This is a genomic window from Cellulophaga sp. RHA19 (assembly GCF_002813425.1).
In the GTDB taxonomy this organism is placed as follows: domain Bacteria; phylum Bacteroidota; class Bacteroidia; order Flavobacteriales; family Flavobacteriaceae; genus Cellulophaga.
Window position 1 is genome coordinate 2,675,464 of the sequence record NZ_PHUL01000001.1, and the last position, 17,130, is coordinate 2,692,593.

The window sequence follows — 17,130 nt, forward strand, 5'->3', positions numbered from 1 at the left end:
CTTAAAAACAAAGTATAGACTAAAACTAGTACCAGTTTTTTTCAAATATAAAACTATACACTACGCATATAAAAGCATTTTTTTAGTTAAGAATATTTACTGTATTTTCAATATTCAGTTTAAATAAAATAGTAGAAGAATGAGTGACACTGTTCATGGCGATGAAAAATCTAAAGAAGAAATTGAAAAATTAGCACAACAAGCAGAAAGTGGTGCGTATAAAATTTACCCAATACTTAAACCGGGAGACTGGGTTGGTATTAAGGCAGGTGCTGTAAAATCTAACTTAATAGGTACAGAAGAAGATTTAAAAGTTGTTGTAGGTTTTGGGTATGATACTCCAGATAATTTTGTGTTTTTAACTCATCAGCATTTAGAAAAATTAGATCCTGATGAAGTTTTACAAGAAGCTTTTAAAAATTTAGAAGAATTTGAGACAAAATTCACTGCAGTAGATAAGTTAGACAATAAAGTTTTGACTTCTAGCGGACTAGATTTTTGTAGTGAACGCATATTATCTGCAAAGCATATGCGTAAAGCACATGAAATGTTAGGAGCAGAAGAAATTTTGGTTAGTATACCTAGACGTACTTGTATGATGGTTGTTGCTAGGCACGCAGATACACAATTGTTAGGCACATTTATAAACTTGCACGTTGGTACTTGGGAAGATGACAGTTACGGTAATGCTCCTATTGCAAATTTACTTTTTGTGTTAAAAGAAGGCCAAATAGTGGGTACAATTCCTTTAGAAAAATAATTTTCCTTATTTTTTTATCTAAAAATCAATAATTACAAAAGATGATACATTTAATTGTAGGAAACACTGGTTCTGGTAAAACAACCTACGCTAACAAATTAAAAAATAAAACTGGCGGAATTGTTTTTTCTATAGATAAATGGAATAACACATTGTTTCTTGCAGATAAAAAGCCAGAAGATGGTTTAGAGTGGTTTTTAGAACGAATAAATAGGGCAGAAGAGTTAATTTTAAACCTGGTAACACAGCTGCAAAACACTAATGTAGATGCTATTTTAGATTTAGGGTTATCTAAATTAGAACACAGAGAAAAGTTTAGAAGATTTGCAAGTGTAAATGATTTTAAACTAACAACTCATTTTTTAGATATACCCAAAGAAACCAGACTAAAAAGGGTATTACAAAGAAATACAGAAAAAGGTGAAACGTTTGAGTTTGAAGTTACAAAAGAGAATTTTGACTTTATGGAAACTTGGTTTGAAAAACCAAGCGCAAACGAAATGAAAAATGGAATTGTTATTACAGCGTAATAACAGCTAAAAAATATATACAGATGATTGCAATACGTTTAGACGAAAAAATAGATGGAGAAGTACAAAATCTAATGATAGATACTTTTGAAGTTGTTGGTGCCAATAAAGGTAATTTAACTACTGATGATTTATTAAAAGGAGAAGAAAAGTTAGAACAAGTATTTTTTAAAGTAAAAGAAACTGGTTTTTACAAAGAAAAAGAGGTTGTAAGCCTTGTTAAAGCATTAAATATAGAGTTTCAGGAGAATAATAATACTATTGAAGATGCACTTTATAAAGCTTGGTCTACTATGGTTGCTACAATGAACAAGGCTACATCACAAGAAGATTTTAATGCTAAGTTTGCGTTATTTGTGCCGTTAGTTTTAAAAAAAATGAACGAATTTAAAGCACAAGCAAGCTAATTAGATTTTTTACTTTTTAAAATAGATGTATGAACAACTTGCTCTATGAGGTTAAATATGCTGTAGAAACACATTTTAAATTTCTTCAGGACAATTATAATTTTACACCTTTTGAGCAGGTTTCGTTAGCATATGAATATCACTTTAAAGCAAATGATAGCGCAGGTAATTTTATAAATATTCATATAGAGTTAATAGCCTCTACGCCAATATGGGTAAATTTTAATGGTGTTTATATAGAAAACTTAATTACAGATAACCTTGTAGATAAGTACAATATAGAGTTGCATAATTTGTATGATAGTAACTTTAATAAATACTTAAAAACAAAAGATACAAAGTATATAAGTGCCAATATAGATAACTATAATTTATATGGTAACACTATAAATAACAACCGTTTACAGCGTATTGCTGAACTAATAAAAGAAGATTTTTATAAATTAGTTAGTGCTAGTAAAAAATATAAGGATCTTAAGGAGGAGGAAGCTGTAAAACAAAATCAGCAAATAAATTCTAATACGCTTAAAGAGTTTGCATTACTGGCAAACTCACAAGAATTTAAAGAGAAATTTATTAGTAACAACGTATTAATTGTAGATACAGATAAATGCCAAATAGACATAACATCTATAAAAGAACTGAAAAGTTTAATAAATACATTAACAAAAAATAAAAACAATGTAGTAATTGACTGGCATTTTGTTAATTAATTTAATTATGATTACTTTTTATTGTGTTTTACTGTATAATTCTAATCATTTTTCTTTCTTTTTTAATAAATGTTGTATAACTTAACTATCTAAGTAACTCCTTAATTTTGTAAGTTATATATGGCTATAGTGGCAAGTTCAATATTTGTAATAATAGGATTATTTTTAATTCTTGGTTTTCTTTACATTTTAATTAGAAATGGAAAGATAAAAAGAAACGGAATCCTAACTACAGCTAAAGTGGTATCTATATCTCTAGAAAAAGGTTCTGAAAATGAAGAAGGATTTTCTGGTGTTATAAAAGTACCTGTGTATAGTTTTGAGTATTATAAAAACGGAAACTTGCAAAGCCATAGAATTAAAGGAAGAAGTAACTCTAAAGTAGAAATAGGAGATGTAACTCCTGTTTATTATAATCCTAAAAACCCGCCAAAGGATTACTATTTGCCAAAGAAAGACTTTTTTATAAAGTATGTTTTTTTGGTAATAGGATTTGGTTTTTTTGCTATTGGTATCTCCAAAGGGTTTGATTTTTACAGCAATTATTTTTATGTGTTTGGCATTCCTAATATAGATAAAGAAGGCTTCTTTATTAGACTATTCTTTGTGTTTTTAGGGTTTATCTTATGGTCTTCTATTACAAGGATAATTAACAACCTTATTTTTAAAAAGAAAAATAAGGCCGTTGATTTACAGCATAAAAATTACAAGGAATCTATTTGATTCCAATCTGTTTTTTGGTACTCATCAATCCATTCTTTTGGATAGGTAGCATACAAGTCTTTTAATAGTTTCTTGTTAGTATCTGATTTTTTAAAATCCTTGTAAAAGCTACCTAATAACCAAACGTTAGTATTTTTTAAATTTAACTTATGCAGATTATATAAAACTTCTTTAGAGCTAGTATTAGTATCTAAAAGTAAAAGAACTAAAGAACCAGAAGTTATAAAATCGCTCTTAAAATAAAGAGATAACCCGTTTTTAATACGACGCATTATTGTTTCGTTTTCTAAAAACTGAATAAAGCGAGCTCTCTTTTTACGTAAATTAGGAAATGTTGTATATGAACCACATAGGGTAATAAATTTTAGGCTTTCTGTATAATCTTCATAAGCGGTATCGTAAACACTATCAGCATTTTCGTTATTAATTATTCCAAATAAAAAATATAAATGAGTTGGGTTTAAAAATGTATTATCTAAATCGTTATCATCAATATTATGAGCTACAGCCTTTAAAAATAAAGGATAATGCTTTTCTAAGGGTTTATATATGTTTCCAAGTTTAAGTTGGTAGTAAAATGCCAAATAAATATCTTCATCATCAATTTTAGACATTTTAGAACTCATTACACGGTTTATTTCATAATGATAAGAAGGATAAAACTGCCCTTGAAAATTGTTTTCATAAGCTTCTTTTTCACTAGCTATAAAATGCTTTATAATACCAATATTGTCTTTTTTAATTTCTGCAGCAAAATTTAAATTGCCGTATAATTCATTTTGTTTCTCCAATAAATCGTTTTTCATTTTATACGTTAATTTAACTTTTATTCTGTATAATTTTAAATAGTATCTACTAAATAGTTTTTTGCAGCTTTATTTGCTAGTCTTTTTGCTTTAGTTTCTTGGGTGTTAAAAGGGGCAATGTTAGAAAGAGAAACACCTAGTTCTTTCTCTATTTTCTCTTTAGAAATCTCCAATGCTTTATGCATAAATAAAGGATACATATCTTTAAAAAACCAGTCTTGTAGATTGTTGTAAAACTTATTATCAAAATCGTAAAAAGTATTTTTTGTGCTTATCTCGTATTTTTTATCATTTAAAATAAAAGAGTAGTGTAAGGTAATAATTATACTAGTGTTGGCACCTTCTTTATCATCTGGCCAGTCATAAATTAAAAATATAGCATTATCTACGCCAATTTTGGGAGTAACTTTTTTAGTCACTTCTTTTTTGCTTGTAATCTCAAAGCCGCCACCAGTGGTTATTTTTAGTATATGTTCTGGATAGTCCATTATATTTTTTGTTTAAAAATATAAGAATTATGTATTGGTTATAAATGCCTTTTGTAAGTGTTACTATTTGTTTTGTATTTGCTATTTAGATGTTAAAAATATTCCTGTTTTAAAATGAAAAGGTTAGCTTCGTTTTTATAAGAACGCATACCGCATACATGAAATATTGCTTTTTAAATAATAGTTTAATATACAGTAGTTTACTCTTTTTAGTGTTAAGTTGTACACAACCTAAAAACAACCTAGTAGAGTTTAATAACACTATAAAAATAACAGACAGTCTTTCGCAATTTAAGTCTGAAAAGTCAATACAAATATTAGATAGTTTACAAACTAATTTTATAGGAATTACACCTGAGCAAGAAGCTTTAATTCTGTTTAAAAAAGGCGAAATATACTATGTTAACAATATGTATTTAGAGGCTATAACTGCACAAAAAAAAGCAAATAGCTTATTTACAGCCCAAAAAGATATTTACAATAAAACAAGGAGTTTAATAACGCTAAGTGCAGCCAATTTACGTTTTAAAAATCTAGAGAAGTCTCAAGGATACGCTTTAGAAGCACTAACCAATGCTACAGAGTTAAAAGACAAAAGATTGCTGGCTAAAGCTAATAATTTATTGTTTCAGTTACATTTTACTTTAGAAGATTACCCTAAAGCTTTAAGCTACATACAAAAGGCAGATAGCCTTTTTACCTACCAAAAAGATACAACATCTGTTATTGCTATAAAAAGTAATATTGCAGCCATTTATTTAAAGGAAAAAAATTATAATAAAGCCTTAGAGGCATACCAAAAAGCACTGCAATTAGGACAATATACCAAGTCACCCCAAACCTTAGTTAAAATTTTAAATAACATAGGTTTTACGTATATAGAAACAGAAAATTATGCATCTGCAGCAAAGTTTTTACAAGCAGCTATAAAGGTAAATAAAAGCATTACGGCTAAAAACGGTGCGCCATATAAAGGCTTAGGGTATACTTACTTTTTAAATAACAATTTTATAATTGCAGAAGGCTATTACAAACAATCGTTAGAAATTTACCAACAGAATAAAGACACGCCACAACAAATACAAATTTTAGACAAGCTTATAACTATTGCCATACGTACTAATAAGCCAGAAGATGCACTTGCGTATCAACAAAAAAGAGATGTACTACAAATAGAGCAGCATAACAAAGAAACAGAACGTTTATTAAATTTTTCTAATGTAAAATATAAAACAAAAGAAAAAGAGGCTGAGTTACTATTTTTAAAGCAAATTGCTGCTAAAAACAGATTACTTTATGGTAGTTTGTTTGCTGCGTTATTGTTACTATTGGTTTTGTTAGGTGCCTATTTGTACATTACAAAACTAAAGGCAGCCAATAAGGCATCACAACTAGAGCAGAGCTTGCTTAGAATGCAAATGAATCCGCATTTTATATTTAATACACTTGCCGCAATACAAAATATTACTTTAGAGAAAGACCCTATAAAATCATCTAACTACATAGCTAAATTTGCTAAATTAATTCGTCAGAATTTTGACTATGTACGCAAAGAATCTATTAGTTTAGAACGAGAAATTAATATGATTTCTAACTACATAGAAACACAACAATTACGTTTTGATTATGCTTTTAATTACGTTTTAAATGTTGCTAAAGATTGTGATGTGCATACTTTAAAAGTACCACCAATGTTGTTACAACCGTTTTTAGAAAATGCTATAGAATATGGTTTAAAAGAAAAAAAGCAAGGCGGTATTTTAGAGTTATCAATTTATAAAGAAGATGCTAAATTGTGTTTTGTTATTACAGATAATGGTCTGGGAAGATCACATCAATCTAAAACAAAAAAAAGTAAAGAATTGCACGCTACAGATGTTTTTATAGAACGATTAAAATTGCGTAAAAAAGCAGAAGAAAAGAGCTTTGTAATTGAAGATTTATTTAACAAGGATAACCAACCTATAGGAACAAAAATAGCCTTTAAATTAAGTATTACATGATAAAAGTAGTTATAGTAGAAGACGAGTTTAATGCTCAAAATACCTTATCTAAATTACTAAAATACACTCAAAAAGATATAGATGTAATAGCAACAATAGATACGGTTAATGATGCTATTTTATTTTTAAATGAAAATACACCAGATTTAGTTTTTATGGATATAGAACTAATTGGTGGTAATGCATTTACAATATTAGATGCATTAGATAAAATATCTTTTAGAATTATTTTTACTACTGCTTATGATGATTTTGCTATACAAGCTATACGTGTAGATGCTATAGATTATTTACTTAAACCAATAGATTCTGATGAGCTTACAGCGTGTATAGACAGGTTTAGAACTTTATACAAGCAAGATAAGAAGGTGCTTAGTTTAGAAATGAAAATTCAGGATTTAGAAACTAAGGACGAGCATAAGAATTTATTAATTAAAACCACTCAAGAGCAACACATATTGCCTTTAAATGACATTATTAGGTGCCAGTCTGATGGGAGTTACACTATTTTTTACACAGCAGATAAAAAAATAATGAGTGCCCGTAATTTAAAGTATTATGAGAATATTTTAAGCGAACAAATATTTGTTAGAGTACACCAATCTCATCTTATAAATATAAATTATATAGAGTCTATTGTGCTAAATAATATTTTATTAAAAGACGGAGAAAAAATTCCGTTAGCCTCTAGAAAAAAGAGCTACTTAAAACAGTTTTTAGCCAATTTGTAAACGGATTTAAAACAAAAAACAACGCTTGTAAAACCGTTTATCACATAAGTGTGTTTTAGTGCTATTTTAGAATCATAGATTATTAAAATTAACACTTAAAACATACAATTATGGGACTTAAAGAAAAGAAAATTACAAAAGCATTTCAAGACGAAAAATTTCCTGCGTTAAAAGAACAAATAACTAAAGCAGCTGGCTTTGATGTTCCTTTAGAAATAGAATGGGAAACATTATTTGAAGACCGTTTTACGCATTTGTATATGGATACATATTCTCAAATTTATTTTGAGCCATTAGTAGAAGCTTTTACAGCAATTACTGCAGATGATATGGGTAAAGAAGCATTACAAGAAGGGCTTAAAAAAGTTGTAATTGTAAACAGAGATAATCACCACAATCCAGAAAGAGCTTATACTTTTACAGATGGTGTTTTAGAAGTAAATCACTGCCCAGTAAGTAATGCTCCAGATGTTAGTAGCAGAGTAAAAGTACTTACAAATTTGTTAGAGAATAACTTGTAAAATATAAGTTATATGCAAACTACTCTAAGAGATTTAACACAAGGAGAAATAAATAATTTAGAGCTAGATTTAGATTTGGCGTATTCTATTTGTAAAAAATATGAACCTGATTTTAATGGTTCATTTACAGCTAGTCTGTTAACCAAAGTTTTTGGACTTTGGTTAACAGATTCGTCAAATTTTGTAGCTAATGAAGATATAGCAGACTTTAACTCTAAATGTCTAACCAAACCAACGCCTAAAATGGTAGAGTTTGGTTTAGGAAGTGCTTACGGCGAAGTCCTAAACGAGGAGTTTGGTACCAGTTGGAAGCATATTACAGATGAGTATGGTGCAGAAATTTGCATTCGTAATGAAGATCCTGTGTATACTACTTTCCCTTATACAATAGTTCAAAAAAGAATAGATTCTAAAGAAACTTCTTTTTTTGAGCCTATAATGGAAACTATGAGGTATAACATAGGTAAAAAATAAGAGGCAATTATTTAATGACAGATGATGATAAGGGAAAAGTAGACCTGCAAAAGTCAATAGTAAATAACACCTATGCAGGTTTATTGTTGTTTTATAGAGATTGTGATTTAGATGAATCATTAATTTCTAAGTACAAAAAAAATCAAATTTTAAAAGAAGAAGGCTTTACAGACGTATCTGCATTTAGTGCAGGCTTGTCTAAAAAGGTTAGGTTTACAATTGCAAGTAACAAAGCCATAAATATGGCTAAAATTAATCCGGATGTAGCTAAGTTTGGCTTTTATGTAGTTAGGGCGCCTGGCTTTTTTAAAGTGTTAGATGTATATAAAACAGGAGATAAAACACATATTATTTTACTTCATATAGATAAAGATTATGTTGTGTTTTTTAAAAGGAGCAGCATGTCTTTAGACGAACAAATTATAAACTTAGCAAAAAAGAGATTTTCAAGAAATTTAGTAGCAGATTATAATGTGTTTTTATATGAAGAAGAATGGCTAGAGAGAACTAAAAACCCTATAGGAATGACTGATGATGGAGAGCTTTTTTTACTTACAGCCAATAAATAAAACTAAAAAAACCAAGATTAATACTTAAAAATGTAAATGGAAAACGAAAAAAATAACCAAGAATTAAATATGGCTGACTTTAAGATAATAGAGAAATTAAAACCACAATCTTTTAATGATTTAGTTGAAAATTATGCAGGTTTGTCTTTTGAAAAACAATATGTTTTTGGCGATGTAATAGGAGATAATGGTTGGCAACTAGATATGGGTAAAGCTACTATTACTTTTGGAGAGTTATCTTTTCCAATACAAGTAATAGGTTCATTATCTTTTAATACAAGTTCTTGGATGTGGGGTTGGGCAAACACGCAAAGCGGAATTCCAGAAAATTTATTGCTACAGTCTAATAAGTTGAAAGAATTTGGAGAAGAACATGCTATTAAAGAGCTTATAGAACCTCATTTTAATGTAGATGAAAATTTTGAGCATAAAATGGGAATGGTTGCTTGTGGTTTGTTTAACTCTAAAAGCTACTACTGTGCTAATTACGGACAAGGAACATTGGTTGTAACTATAGATGATGATAAAATACCAGCAATAGATAAGAGCAAACTAGAGAAGGTTTTAACTGTATTTCCTCAGTTAATAAGCTCTATAAGTATAGCGCACGTGAGTGCTTTAAAAAACTATTTAATAGATCGTGACTTTAAACTTAGTATGTCTGATAAGGAGATAAAAGGAGAAAAAGATGGTAAAGTAGTTACGGCTGAGTTTGATGATTTAGGAAGGTTACAGTCCTTAAGTGGTAAACTCTAAATATTAGAATCCAACTAAACCAAATAAGTAAAGCTCTGTAGCGTAAATGTTACAGGGCTTTTTATGTTTTAAGTATTTAAATAGTATCAAAATTGAATAATAAACATTAAATTCTTAATTAATTTTTTAGTTTTATTTTCTTAAAAAATAATCTGATATCAAACTAAATAAATGAACAACCAATTAAGTCTAATTAAAACTAAAATTTACGATAAGTGTAAACTCACCATAACCAACTTTATATTAGAAGAAGAAAGTAAGGAATATGATGCTTGCAGGTTTTTGTTAGGCGGACACGTTATTATTAGCAGAAACTCTAAAATAACACCTAAAAAACTTGGTCAGTTTGTTACGTTTTGGAAAAGAAGTAAAAGTGGACCAATAGAGCCATTTAATGCCACAAATAACATAGATTTTTTTATTGTAAACGTAGCAGATCAAGATAAGTTAGGGCAATTTGTTTTTCCTAAATCTGTTTTACTAAAAAAAGGAATACTATCTACAGAGAAAAAGGAGGGTAAAAGGGCATTTAGAGTATACCCTAGTTGGGTTGTGCCAATAAGTAAACAGGCTTTAAAAACCCAAGAGTGGCAATTAAAATATTTTTATATTATTAATGATGAAATCAATCTAGAGGAGGTTAATGCTCTTTATAGTTAGTTCATATAAGTTAAATTAATTCCCTGTAAAAAGGGTGGTGTTTTCACTAGATATAGGCTTATAATCCTAGTGAAATAGTTACATCTTTGAAGTATCTAAATATTGTAATACAACTTTAAAAAGATGGTATGAAACTAAAACACACTTTATCTCTAATATTACTAGCAGCTTTGTTTTTTACTTCTTGTAAAGACCGGCAATATGCTTCTAACATACAAACCAACTATCTAACTAAAAGTAAGGGAGATATTTTTATGAGTAGTAGAATAGAACTATTAGAAGATACCATTAGAGACTTGAAAAAAGAGGTAGCTTCTTTAACGTCTTATAAATCAAAGGTTGTAAGCGGAAAATTAATATTTGGAGTAGAAGTTGCAACTTTTCAGCCTTGTGGCAGTGATAAAATATTTTGGATTACTGATAACTATAAAAAAACTGGTAAATTAGAGAAACTTTATTATGCCTTGGCAAACGGAAAAGAACCTTATAGTCCTATTTACGCTAAAATTGAAATAATAGATAAAGGCAAGGATAAGTATGGTTTTGCAGCAGATTACAATGGTACATATGAGTATGTTAATGTTTTAGAGGTAAGACATATAAAGTCTTCAGATTGTAAATAAAATTATATATTGATGAAAAAAATACTTTTACTCTTATTTTTAGGTATACAATTTGGCTTTGCGCAAACAAGTGTTAAACAAATTAGCTTGTCAGACGCCGCATTGCAATTAACCAAGGATAATGTAACCTACGATCCTAGCTATTTTTCTATAGATTATCCTAATGGCGATGTGCCTAGTGATAAAGGTGTTTGTACAGATGTTATAGTTAGAGCGTACCGAAAATTAGGAATAGATCTACAAAAAAATGTGCATTTAGATATGAAGTCTAATTTTAATGTCTACCCAAAATTATGGGGTTTAAAAACTACAGATAAAAATATAGATCACCGCAGAGTACCTAATTTAATGACCTATTTTAAAAGAAAAGGAGAAGAAAAATTAATATCTAAAAAAGCAGAAGATTATGTTGCTGGCGATATAGTTTGTTGGAATTTAGGAGGAGCCATTACACATATTGGTATTGTTGTAAATAAAAAATCTAAAGATGGTAAAAGAAACTTAATTGTACACAATATTGGAGGTGGCCAAGTTTTACAAGATTGCCTTTTTTCTTTTAAAATTATTGGTCATTATAGGTATAAAATATAGACTTTATTACCCTGTAAACTGCTAGTTTGTTTTTACCATAAGTAGGTTATTTTTAAGCACTAAATATCTTCAACTTTGTTACCTTAATATTTGTAAAGAACCAACAGGTAAACGTTTAATTTATATGCGTATTTATAAAACTATTACATACTTCTGCTTTTTTTTGGTAATGTGCTCTTGCGCAACACTAAAAAATACACCTACGGCAGCAAATAGGGTAGAGTTAACAGCAGATAATTTACATTTAATAAATGGTACATATCAAAATAACATAAAAAATACGCCTTACGCTTCAGAGTTTTTTTGGGGATCTTTTTTTAGCAAAAAGGAGAGTGATGCTGTTTATGGTAATGAGTCCAAAGAAAAACCACCTTTTTTTATCACACTAAAAGCAGTAAACAAAAAAAGAATAAATGCAACTGTTACGGTAAATGATAGTGTTTTAAAAACAATAAAAATTAGAGGCCGAATTAAAAATGGATACTTTGAACAAAACAGAAAAATGTATATTATTCCTATTGCAATTATAAATGTTGCTTATTCATCAAAATTTAGAATAGGACTAATGAGTAATAGCAACGTTACTACAGATTTCCAAAAGATAGAAACAGGAACGGTCTACTTTTTTCATCCATTTAATAACAATATTGCTAGTTATAATTTAGAACATAAAAAAACAGCTAATTTTATTACAGCTCAAAGAGTTTTTAAGTGAGATACAATTAAAACAACAAAAATAGACACAAAATAAAAGTAATTAATAGCAGTTACAAATACTAAAAAGGCAATATAAGATGTTTTACATTATAATAATTATACTAACTATAATTAGTGCATTAACACTAGGTATGTTTAGGAAAAATGCTGTAACACAACCTAAAAAATATATAGTTGTAGTGTCTGCAATAGGCTTAGTTGTAAGCCTAATAATGGGGTTTTATATAGGAACCGCGTATACTCACGGTTTTGATATTCCGTGGTGGTTTTTTAGTATTCTATTTTTTATAATGATACTAGTCCCGTGCCTTATTTTAGTTGCATTAGCACAATTAAAATTAAAAGTAAAAAAGCACAGAGATTAAAAAGTAATTCTAGAACAGTAATGAAAGATGATTTAAATAATAAAAACTTAGATATGGATAACGAAGAGTTAGAAGATGATATGCAAGTAAGAACTAAAACTGCAGTAGCAGAACGTATTTTAGGTTTGCTAGCAATTATAGGTAAGGTTCATCAAGGACAAGAACCTAGTTTTAAGTCTTGGGTTACCAATAATGGCATAAATAATTACTTGTCTTTTAAAGAAACAGAATTTATAAATTCAGTAGAGCCAGAAGAAAATGACATTGTATACTATAGTTGGCGAGCAGAGGCCTTAACATCTTTGTTTTGGGCTGTAAATTTAATAGAAGAAATGCCAGCCTTAAATACACAGTTTGATGTGTACAGCATTAGAGAGCTTGCCGAAATAATAGGCAACCCTAAAGCATTTATAAAATCTGTTACGCTAAGGTCTGATGAGGATTTAATGGCCATAGAAACAGAGTTGTATAATCAGCATTGGCGAGTAAGAGACGCACAATTATTTGGTAAAGAAATGCCAGAAGAATTAAACCCTAGTGTTGTATATGAAAGAAGATATGCACTTAGTTGGATAATTGGCTATGGTGATGATTGGGACAGTGTGCCAACAGACACCTAAAAATTATAATTAGTATGTTAATACAGTAAAAAACACAAGGCGTTAAATCTATGGTAAAATAGAACAATACGCCTTGTATCACTTCATAAAAAAGTCTAATTAACGTATCTTGCAGGCTTCTTTTAAAGATGAATCTTATGCAAGACAATAAAACACTAAATTATATAAAAGATGTAGTAGCAAATATGCCAAAAGATTGGTTAAACTTAACTACACATCGTCTAGATATCTACAATGAAGAACTAGCTAAAGTTCAGTTTTTAAACGAGCTAGAGGCTTTATATGTAGCAAATAATAGTACTACAACTGCTTTAAGTGAGTTACACACTGCTTATGACTACATTAGACTAGGTCATCCTTTATCTTGTGTGCTAGAGTGGGGAATAGCAAAACTACACGGTTTAGACACACAAAATGTAATAAGTTTTGACTCTAACACTGTTCCTGTTTTATCAATATTGCGTAAAAATTTATTTGATAAAAAAGAAACTCAAATACTATATACAGGTGAGTTGCCAGCTAATTTTAATGTAGATGTTATTAAAAATGTTTATGGCTACAATTTCAACCTAAAAAAAATAAATAGCGCTAATGATGTTACTGCTTTTAATGGTAGTACCGTTTTTATTGAAGATCAGAAAACCATTGGTGCAGTTACCTTAAATTCTAACATAGATTTTTACATAAGCCTACACGGCAAATTAGGTAGTGTTTTAGTAGTTAATACTACAGAGAATACTGCTACTTATGTAAAAGACATACAGCACGTGCGCAGAAGAGAAACAATTGCAATGACACCTGCAAACTCGCTTTTAGCTTTAAACTCACTTACAGCAGAAGCAGAGTATGTATATGAAGAAGAAGACGTAAAGGCAGATAAGGCAAGTGTTTTAGCATCTATAAAAGACATTACCCGCGCAAGTACCAAACCATTAGTAGCCTCTAGCGGATTATCTATACAATATGCTATTTTAATGGGCTTGGTTAATGATGCGTTAGAAAACCATAAAGGAAAAGCTATAAAAATTATTGTACCACCAAACTGTTATGGCGGTACAAATGACCAGGCTAGGAGAGTAGCAGCTTGTTTACAAAATGTTGCTATAGTAGATTTGCCTGTAGATGGTGATAATGATATGGTACAAAGCGTACACACTGTTTTAGACGCTATTGCAGCAGAGGATGCAGTGCCTTTAATTATAGCAGAAATACCAACAAATCCACGTGTAGAAGTTCCAGATTTAATTGCGTTAAAAGATGCATTAAGCAAGGAGCGTAAAACACCATCTGGAGCAATAGCAATAGATCCTGTTTTTATATTAGATCAGACATTTTGCCCTAACGTACACTTTTTAGGAGAAGATGATGTATTATCTTCTGTTAGAATAATTTCTTTTGCAAGTGGCTCAAAATTTCCTAGTGGAGGAAAATGTACAGCTGGTTACTGTGTTGGTAATACTAAGGCAGCAGACCTAATGGAGAAAATAGAGTTGCATTTAACGCTTTGTGATAATGAAGCAACGGCATTGCAGTATAGTATATTGGCAGAACAATTGCCAAGTATGAACCAGAGAATTGCAGATGCGTATACAAATACGCGTGACTTTGTAAACTTTATACACGCTAATTTACCAGGAGCAAAAATTAACTTTGTGTCTAAAGAGTTAGCATCAGAAGGCTTTACACCGTCTGTTTTTTCTCTAGACCTACCAACTAAAGGTAATACAGAAGAAGAAAGAGAAACATACAAACGTGCATTAAATTTAAAATTGATTAATTTAATGATAACTAAAATACCAAACGAGAGTAAGTTTTGTGTTAGTTACGGACAATTAAAAGGGTGCTACTGGACTATACCAGCAACCTCTACACAAGGAACAACAAAAGAAGGTGATAAGGATTATATAGTACGTGCATCTTTATCTCCTAATTTAGACTTAGATTTACACAAACAAGTGTTTTTAGAGTTTGTAGCATCAATCTAAAAACAGTTTAAAAACGCATTTATAAATCGTAGATTGAGAATTGTCTTAAGGCTTTCTCAGTTTACGATTTCGTTTTTTAATCAATGAATCTCAAAGTATCGGGACTTAAATAATTAATAGTATTAATTGAAGATAAATTTCACAATGCTTCTAATTAAAAACGAGCAGTTTAATTTTAGACAGACCTACGAAAGTATTGTGTAAAACTAAAGTTGATATTTCTTGCAAATAATCCGTTTGTTATGAATTCAAACAGCGTTTGAAGAAGTTAGCGATTATTTAGAAATTGAGACGTATAGTTTAGCAATGTGTTCGTGAGTCTAGATTTTTTGGGATAGCTCACAAGATTTTTATTGTTTTTAAAGGAGTTCGTGAATCTATATTGTGATTTGCCTAATGGCAATCTCAATCTGCGATTTCGTTTTTTTATCAATGAAAAAAATGAACAAGCTTATTAAAAAGGCAAATGTTACTTTGTAATAAATCCCTAAGTATTGGGACTTGTATAAATAATAGTATTAATTAAAGATAAATTTCACAATGCTTCTAATTAAAAACGAGCAGTTTAATCTTAGGCTGACCTACGAAAGTATTGCGTAAAACTAAAGTTGATATTTCGTGCAAATAATCCGTTTGTTATGAATTCAAACAGCGTTTGAAGAAGTTAGCGATTATTTAGAAATTGAGACGTATAGTTTAGCAATATGTTCGTGAGTCTAGATTTTTTTGGTTCGTTTTTTTATCAATAAAAAAATGAACAAAAGCCTGTTTTAAGGCAATGCCTCTTTTACAAACATTATTCAATAACACTAGCCAAATAACTAGCATCTTTTTGGACACCACCCAAAGTAGCAGAACCACGCGTATACATCCACGGCAAGCCAATAAAGTACAAGCCTTTAATATTACTAACACCACGTATGTTTTTTGGGTAATTATCAGCATCTAATTCCAAACCTTCAATCCAGTTAAAATTAGGACGGTAACCCGTTGCCCAAACAATATTTTTAATGGTAGAAACCTTCTTTTTCTCAAAAAATAACATTTCGTTTAAAGCATCATTAGTTCTACCTACAGGAATAACGTTTTCTCTAGCTAAAATTTCTTTTACATTAGTACCAATTACAGGTTGTTTGGCAGCATTTATACGCTTACCTAACCAACTATATTTGGTAAAACTTAAAAAACCAGTAACTGTAAACCACCACCAAATGGTTTTACCTAAAAATTGTTGCGGAATAGATTTTACAGTAGTATCGCCAGAAAAATAAACAGTTCTAGAACCATCTTTAGAGAGCTCGTTTAAAATTTGGTAACCAGAATCTCCTGCACCAACAACCAAAGCATCTCCGTTTTGTAATTGTTCTGGTGTTTTGTAGTAGTTGCTATGCATTTGTAGTATGCTGTCTGCAAGTTTTGTATGGCAGGGCGGAGTGTAAGGTATATGAAAAGGTCCAGTAGCAACAATAACATTTTTAGCTCTAATTTCTCCGTTTTTATGCGTAATAAAAAAACCTTTGTTTGTTTTACGTACTGCAGTAACTAGAGTATTTAATTGTACCGGAATATTATACTCTTGCACATAAGTTTTAAAGTAATTAGCAACTTCAAACTTAGAAGGGTAGTGGCCCTTAGGCGCATCAAATTTTAAACCAGGCAAATTATTGTAGGCTGTACAGGTAAAAAGCTTTAGAGAATCCCATCTGTTTAGCCAAGATGCACCAATTTGGTCTTCGCCATCTACAACTAAGAAATTCTTATTCATTTTTTTTAAATGATACGCCATAGCTAATCCTGCTTGGGCACCACCAATTACCACATAATCTAACATTAAATTGCGTTGTTTAATTTGTACAAAAGTAGCAACATTTGCAAGACCAACAAGGAAGTGCGTAGTAAAGCTTAAAACAATTACTTGTGAACAAATAGTATAGCATAAGAAATTAAAATTATAACTATCTATAAAATAAAATATGTCTAAAAATACTACGTTAATTAAAAAAGTAGCACGAAAATACTTTTTGTGCTTACGTTTATAGGTTCGCTATTTTAAACTGTAGACTTTAAATGTAATTTTAGCTTATAAAT

21 protein-coding genes are annotated in these 17,130 nt (G+C 29.8%); 18 read left to right on the forward strand and 3 right to left on the reverse strand.

Features of this window, described 5'->3' with window-relative positions; all coding sequences use genetic code 11:
- Positions 1–139 precede the first annotated feature (139 nt).
- The 5 genes from AX016_RS11770 (at position 140) to AX016_RS11790 (ending at position 3,133) form a co-directional block, all read left to right on the forward strand.
- Complete coding sequence (locus AX016_RS11770; protein ID WP_100895797.1) at positions 140–760, forward strand: hypothetical protein; 621 nt, start codon at positions 140–142, stop codon at positions 758–760.
- Between the two features lie 41 nt (positions 761–801).
- On the forward strand, positions 802–1,290 hold the full coding sequence (locus tag AX016_RS11775) for an AAA family ATPase (protein ID WP_100895798.1): 489 nt from the start codon (positions 802–804) through the stop codon (positions 1,288–1,290).
- A gap of 23 nt (positions 1,291–1,313) precedes the next feature.
- Positions 1,314–1,697: a hypothetical protein gene (locus AX016_RS11780; protein WP_100895799.1), complete on the forward strand. Its 384-nt coding sequence runs from the start codon at positions 1,314–1,316 to the stop codon at positions 1,695–1,697.
- 29 nt (positions 1,698–1,726) lie between these two features.
- On the forward strand, positions 1,727–2,410 hold the full coding sequence (locus AX016_RS11785; RefSeq protein ID WP_100895800.1) for a hypothetical protein: 684 nt from the start codon (positions 1,727–1,729) through the stop codon (positions 2,408–2,410).
- A 129-nt stretch (positions 2,411–2,539) separates the two neighbouring features.
- Entirely contained in the window at positions 2,540–3,133 is a 594-nt protein-coding gene (locus AX016_RS11790) for a DUF3592 domain-containing protein (RefSeq protein ID WP_157811124.1), read from the forward strand.
- Here the strand turns inward: AX016_RS11790 and AX016_RS11795 are convergent.
- On the reverse strand, positions 3,115–3,939 hold the full coding sequence (locus AX016_RS11795; RefSeq protein ID WP_100895802.1) for a hypothetical protein: 825 nt from the start codon (positions 3,937–3,939) through the stop codon (positions 3,115–3,117). The genes AX016_RS11790 and AX016_RS11795 overlap by 19 nt on opposite strands.
- A gap of 35 nt (positions 3,940–3,974) precedes the next feature.
- Entirely contained in the window at positions 3,975–4,427 is a 453-nt protein-coding gene (locus tag AX016_RS11800) for a hypothetical protein (RefSeq protein WP_100895803.1), read from the reverse strand.
- A gap of 158 nt (positions 4,428–4,585) precedes the next feature.
- On the opposite strand from AX016_RS11800, the gene AX016_RS11805 reads away from it, so the two are divergent.
- The 13 genes from AX016_RS11805 to AX016_RS11865 all read left to right on the forward strand — a co-directional run bounded on the left by AX016_RS11805 (position 4,586) and on the right by AX016_RS11865 (position 15,042).
- Positions 4,586–6,430 carry a tetratricopeptide repeat-containing sensor histidine kinase gene (locus tag AX016_RS11805; protein ID WP_100895804.1) on the forward strand — a complete coding sequence of 615 codons (1,845 nt, stop codon included), beginning with the start codon at positions 4,586–4,588 and terminating at the stop codon, positions 6,428–6,430.
- Complete coding sequence (locus tag AX016_RS11810; RefSeq protein ID WP_100895805.1) at positions 6,427–7,161, forward strand: LytR/AlgR family response regulator transcription factor; 735 nt, start codon at positions 6,427–6,429, stop codon at positions 7,159–7,161. The genes AX016_RS11805 and AX016_RS11810 overlap by 4 nt, the downstream gene beginning before the upstream one ends.
- Before the next feature lie 110 nt (positions 7,162–7,271).
- The gene (locus AX016_RS11815) at positions 7,272–7,682 is read left to right on the forward strand and encodes a hypothetical protein (protein ID WP_100895806.1); all 411 of its coding nucleotides are present in this window, start codon (positions 7,272–7,274) and stop codon (positions 7,680–7,682) included.
- A 12-nt stretch (positions 7,683–7,694) separates the two neighbouring features.
- Positions 7,695–8,156 carry a DUF3806 domain-containing protein gene (locus AX016_RS11820; protein ID WP_100895807.1) on the forward strand — a complete coding sequence of 154 codons (462 nt, stop codon included), beginning with the start codon at positions 7,695–7,697 and terminating at the stop codon, positions 8,154–8,156.
- A 14-nt stretch (positions 8,157–8,170) separates the two neighbouring features.
- The gene (locus AX016_RS11825; protein WP_100895808.1) at positions 8,171–8,725 is read left to right on the forward strand and encodes a hypothetical protein; all 555 of its coding nucleotides are present in this window, start codon (positions 8,171–8,173) and stop codon (positions 8,723–8,725) included.
- 36 nt (positions 8,726–8,761) lie between these two features.
- Positions 8,762–9,481 (forward strand): DUF6882 domain-containing protein, encoded by a 720-nt coding sequence (locus AX016_RS11830; RefSeq protein ID WP_100895809.1) that lies wholly within the window; start codon positions 8,762–8,764, stop codon positions 9,479–9,481.
- 171 nt (positions 9,482–9,652) lie between these two features.
- A complete protein-coding gene (locus tag AX016_RS11835) occupies positions 9,653–10,141 on the forward strand; it encodes a MepB family protein (RefSeq protein ID WP_100895810.1) in 489 nt (162 codons plus the stop codon).
- A 128-nt stretch (positions 10,142–10,269) separates the two neighbouring features.
- Positions 10,270–10,764, forward strand: coding sequence for a hypothetical protein (locus AX016_RS11840; RefSeq protein WP_100895811.1), 495 nt, complete (start codon positions 10,270–10,272; stop codon positions 10,762–10,764).
- Between the two features lie 12 nt (positions 10,765–10,776).
- The gene (locus AX016_RS11845) at positions 10,777–11,355 is read left to right on the forward strand and encodes a DUF1287 domain-containing protein (RefSeq protein WP_100895812.1); all 579 of its coding nucleotides are present in this window, start codon (positions 10,777–10,779) and stop codon (positions 11,353–11,355) included.
- Between the two features lie 124 nt (positions 11,356–11,479).
- On the forward strand, positions 11,480–12,070 hold the full coding sequence (locus AX016_RS11850; RefSeq protein WP_100895813.1) for a hypothetical protein: 591 nt from the start codon (positions 11,480–11,482) through the stop codon (positions 12,068–12,070).
- Between the two features lie 79 nt (positions 12,071–12,149).
- Positions 12,150–12,437: an acetyltransferase gene (locus tag AX016_RS11855; protein WP_100895814.1), complete on the forward strand. Its 288-nt coding sequence runs from the start codon at positions 12,150–12,152 to the stop codon at positions 12,435–12,437.
- A gap of 20 nt (positions 12,438–12,457) precedes the next feature.
- On the forward strand, positions 12,458–13,057 hold the full coding sequence (locus AX016_RS11860) for a DUF4272 domain-containing protein (protein ID WP_100895815.1): 600 nt from the start codon (positions 12,458–12,460) through the stop codon (positions 13,055–13,057).
- 137 nt (positions 13,058–13,194) lie between these two features.
- Complete coding sequence (locus AX016_RS11865) at positions 13,195–15,042, forward strand: PLP-dependent transferase (protein WP_100896857.1); 1,848 nt, start codon at positions 13,195–13,197, stop codon at positions 15,040–15,042.
- A 796-nt stretch (positions 15,043–15,838) separates the two neighbouring features.
- Here AX016_RS11865 and AX016_RS11870 read toward each other — a convergent pair.
- The gene (locus AX016_RS11870; protein ID WP_100895816.1) at positions 15,839–16,873 is read right to left on the reverse strand and encodes a flavin-containing monooxygenase; all 1,035 of its coding nucleotides are present in this window, start codon (positions 16,871–16,873) and stop codon (positions 15,839–15,841) included.
- Between the last annotated feature and the right edge of the window lie 257 nt (positions 16,874–17,130).

What these genes read in the sequence shown, in the direction of transcription:
- AX016_RS11850 (WP_100895813.1), top strand. Translation starts at nt 11,480, where the DNA reads ATGCGTATTTATAAAACTATTACATACTTCTGCTTTTTTTTGGTAATG.
- AX016_RS11795 (WP_100895802.1), bottom strand. Translation starts at nt 3,939, where the DNA reads ATGAAAAACGATTTATTGGAGAAACAAAATGAATTATACGGCAATTTA.
- AX016_RS11830 (WP_100895809.1), top strand. Translation starts at nt 8,762, where the DNA reads ATGGAAAACGAAAAAAATAACCAAGAATTAAATATGGCTGACTTTAAG.
- AX016_RS11805 (WP_100895804.1), top strand. Translation starts at nt 4,586, where the DNA reads ATGAAATATTGCTTTTTAAATAATAGTTTAATATACAGTAGTTTACTC.
- AX016_RS11800 (WP_100895803.1), bottom strand. Translation starts at nt 4,427, where the DNA reads ATGGACTATCCAGAACATATACTAAAAATAACCACTGGTGGCGGCTTT.
- AX016_RS11770 (WP_100895797.1), top strand. Translation starts at nt 140, where the DNA reads ATGAGTGACACTGTTCATGGCGATGAAAAATCTAAAGAAGAAATTGAA.
- AX016_RS11820 (WP_100895807.1), top strand. Translation starts at nt 7,695, where the DNA reads ATGCAAACTACTCTAAGAGATTTAACACAAGGAGAAATAAATAATTTA.
- AX016_RS11835 (WP_100895810.1), top strand. Translation starts at nt 9,653, where the DNA reads ATGAACAACCAATTAAGTCTAATTAAAACTAAAATTTACGATAAGTGT.
- AX016_RS11825 (WP_100895808.1), top strand. Translation starts at nt 8,171, where the DNA reads ATGACAGATGATGATAAGGGAAAAGTAGACCTGCAAAAGTCAATAGTA.
- AX016_RS11865 (WP_100896857.1), top strand. Translation starts at nt 13,195, where the DNA reads ATGCAAGACAATAAAACACTAAATTATATAAAAGATGTAGTAGCAAAT.
- AX016_RS11775 (WP_100895798.1), top strand. Translation starts at nt 802, where the DNA reads ATGATACATTTAATTGTAGGAAACACTGGTTCTGGTAAAACAACCTAC.
- AX016_RS11785 (WP_100895800.1), top strand. Translation starts at nt 1,727, where the DNA reads ATGAACAACTTGCTCTATGAGGTTAAATATGCTGTAGAAACACATTTT.
- AX016_RS11845 (WP_100895812.1), top strand. Translation starts at nt 10,777, where the DNA reads ATGAAAAAAATACTTTTACTCTTATTTTTAGGTATACAATTTGGCTTT.
- AX016_RS11815 (WP_100895806.1), top strand. Translation starts at nt 7,272, where the DNA reads ATGGGACTTAAAGAAAAGAAAATTACAAAAGCATTTCAAGACGAAAAA.
- AX016_RS11860 (WP_100895815.1), top strand. Translation starts at nt 12,458, where the DNA reads ATGAAAGATGATTTAAATAATAAAAACTTAGATATGGATAACGAAGAG.
- AX016_RS11855 (WP_100895814.1), top strand. Translation starts at nt 12,150, where the DNA reads ATGTTTTACATTATAATAATTATACTAACTATAATTAGTGCATTAACA.
- AX016_RS11840 (WP_100895811.1), top strand. Translation starts at nt 10,270, where the DNA reads ATGAAACTAAAACACACTTTATCTCTAATATTACTAGCAGCTTTGTTT.
- AX016_RS11870 (WP_100895816.1), bottom strand. Translation starts at nt 16,873, where the DNA reads ATGTTAGATTATGTGGTAATTGGTGGTGCCCAAGCAGGATTAGCTATG.
- AX016_RS11780 (WP_100895799.1), top strand. Translation starts at nt 1,314, where the DNA reads ATGATTGCAATACGTTTAGACGAAAAAATAGATGGAGAAGTACAAAAT.
- AX016_RS11810 (WP_100895805.1), top strand. Translation starts at nt 6,427, where the DNA reads ATGATAAAAGTAGTTATAGTAGAAGACGAGTTTAATGCTCAAAATACC.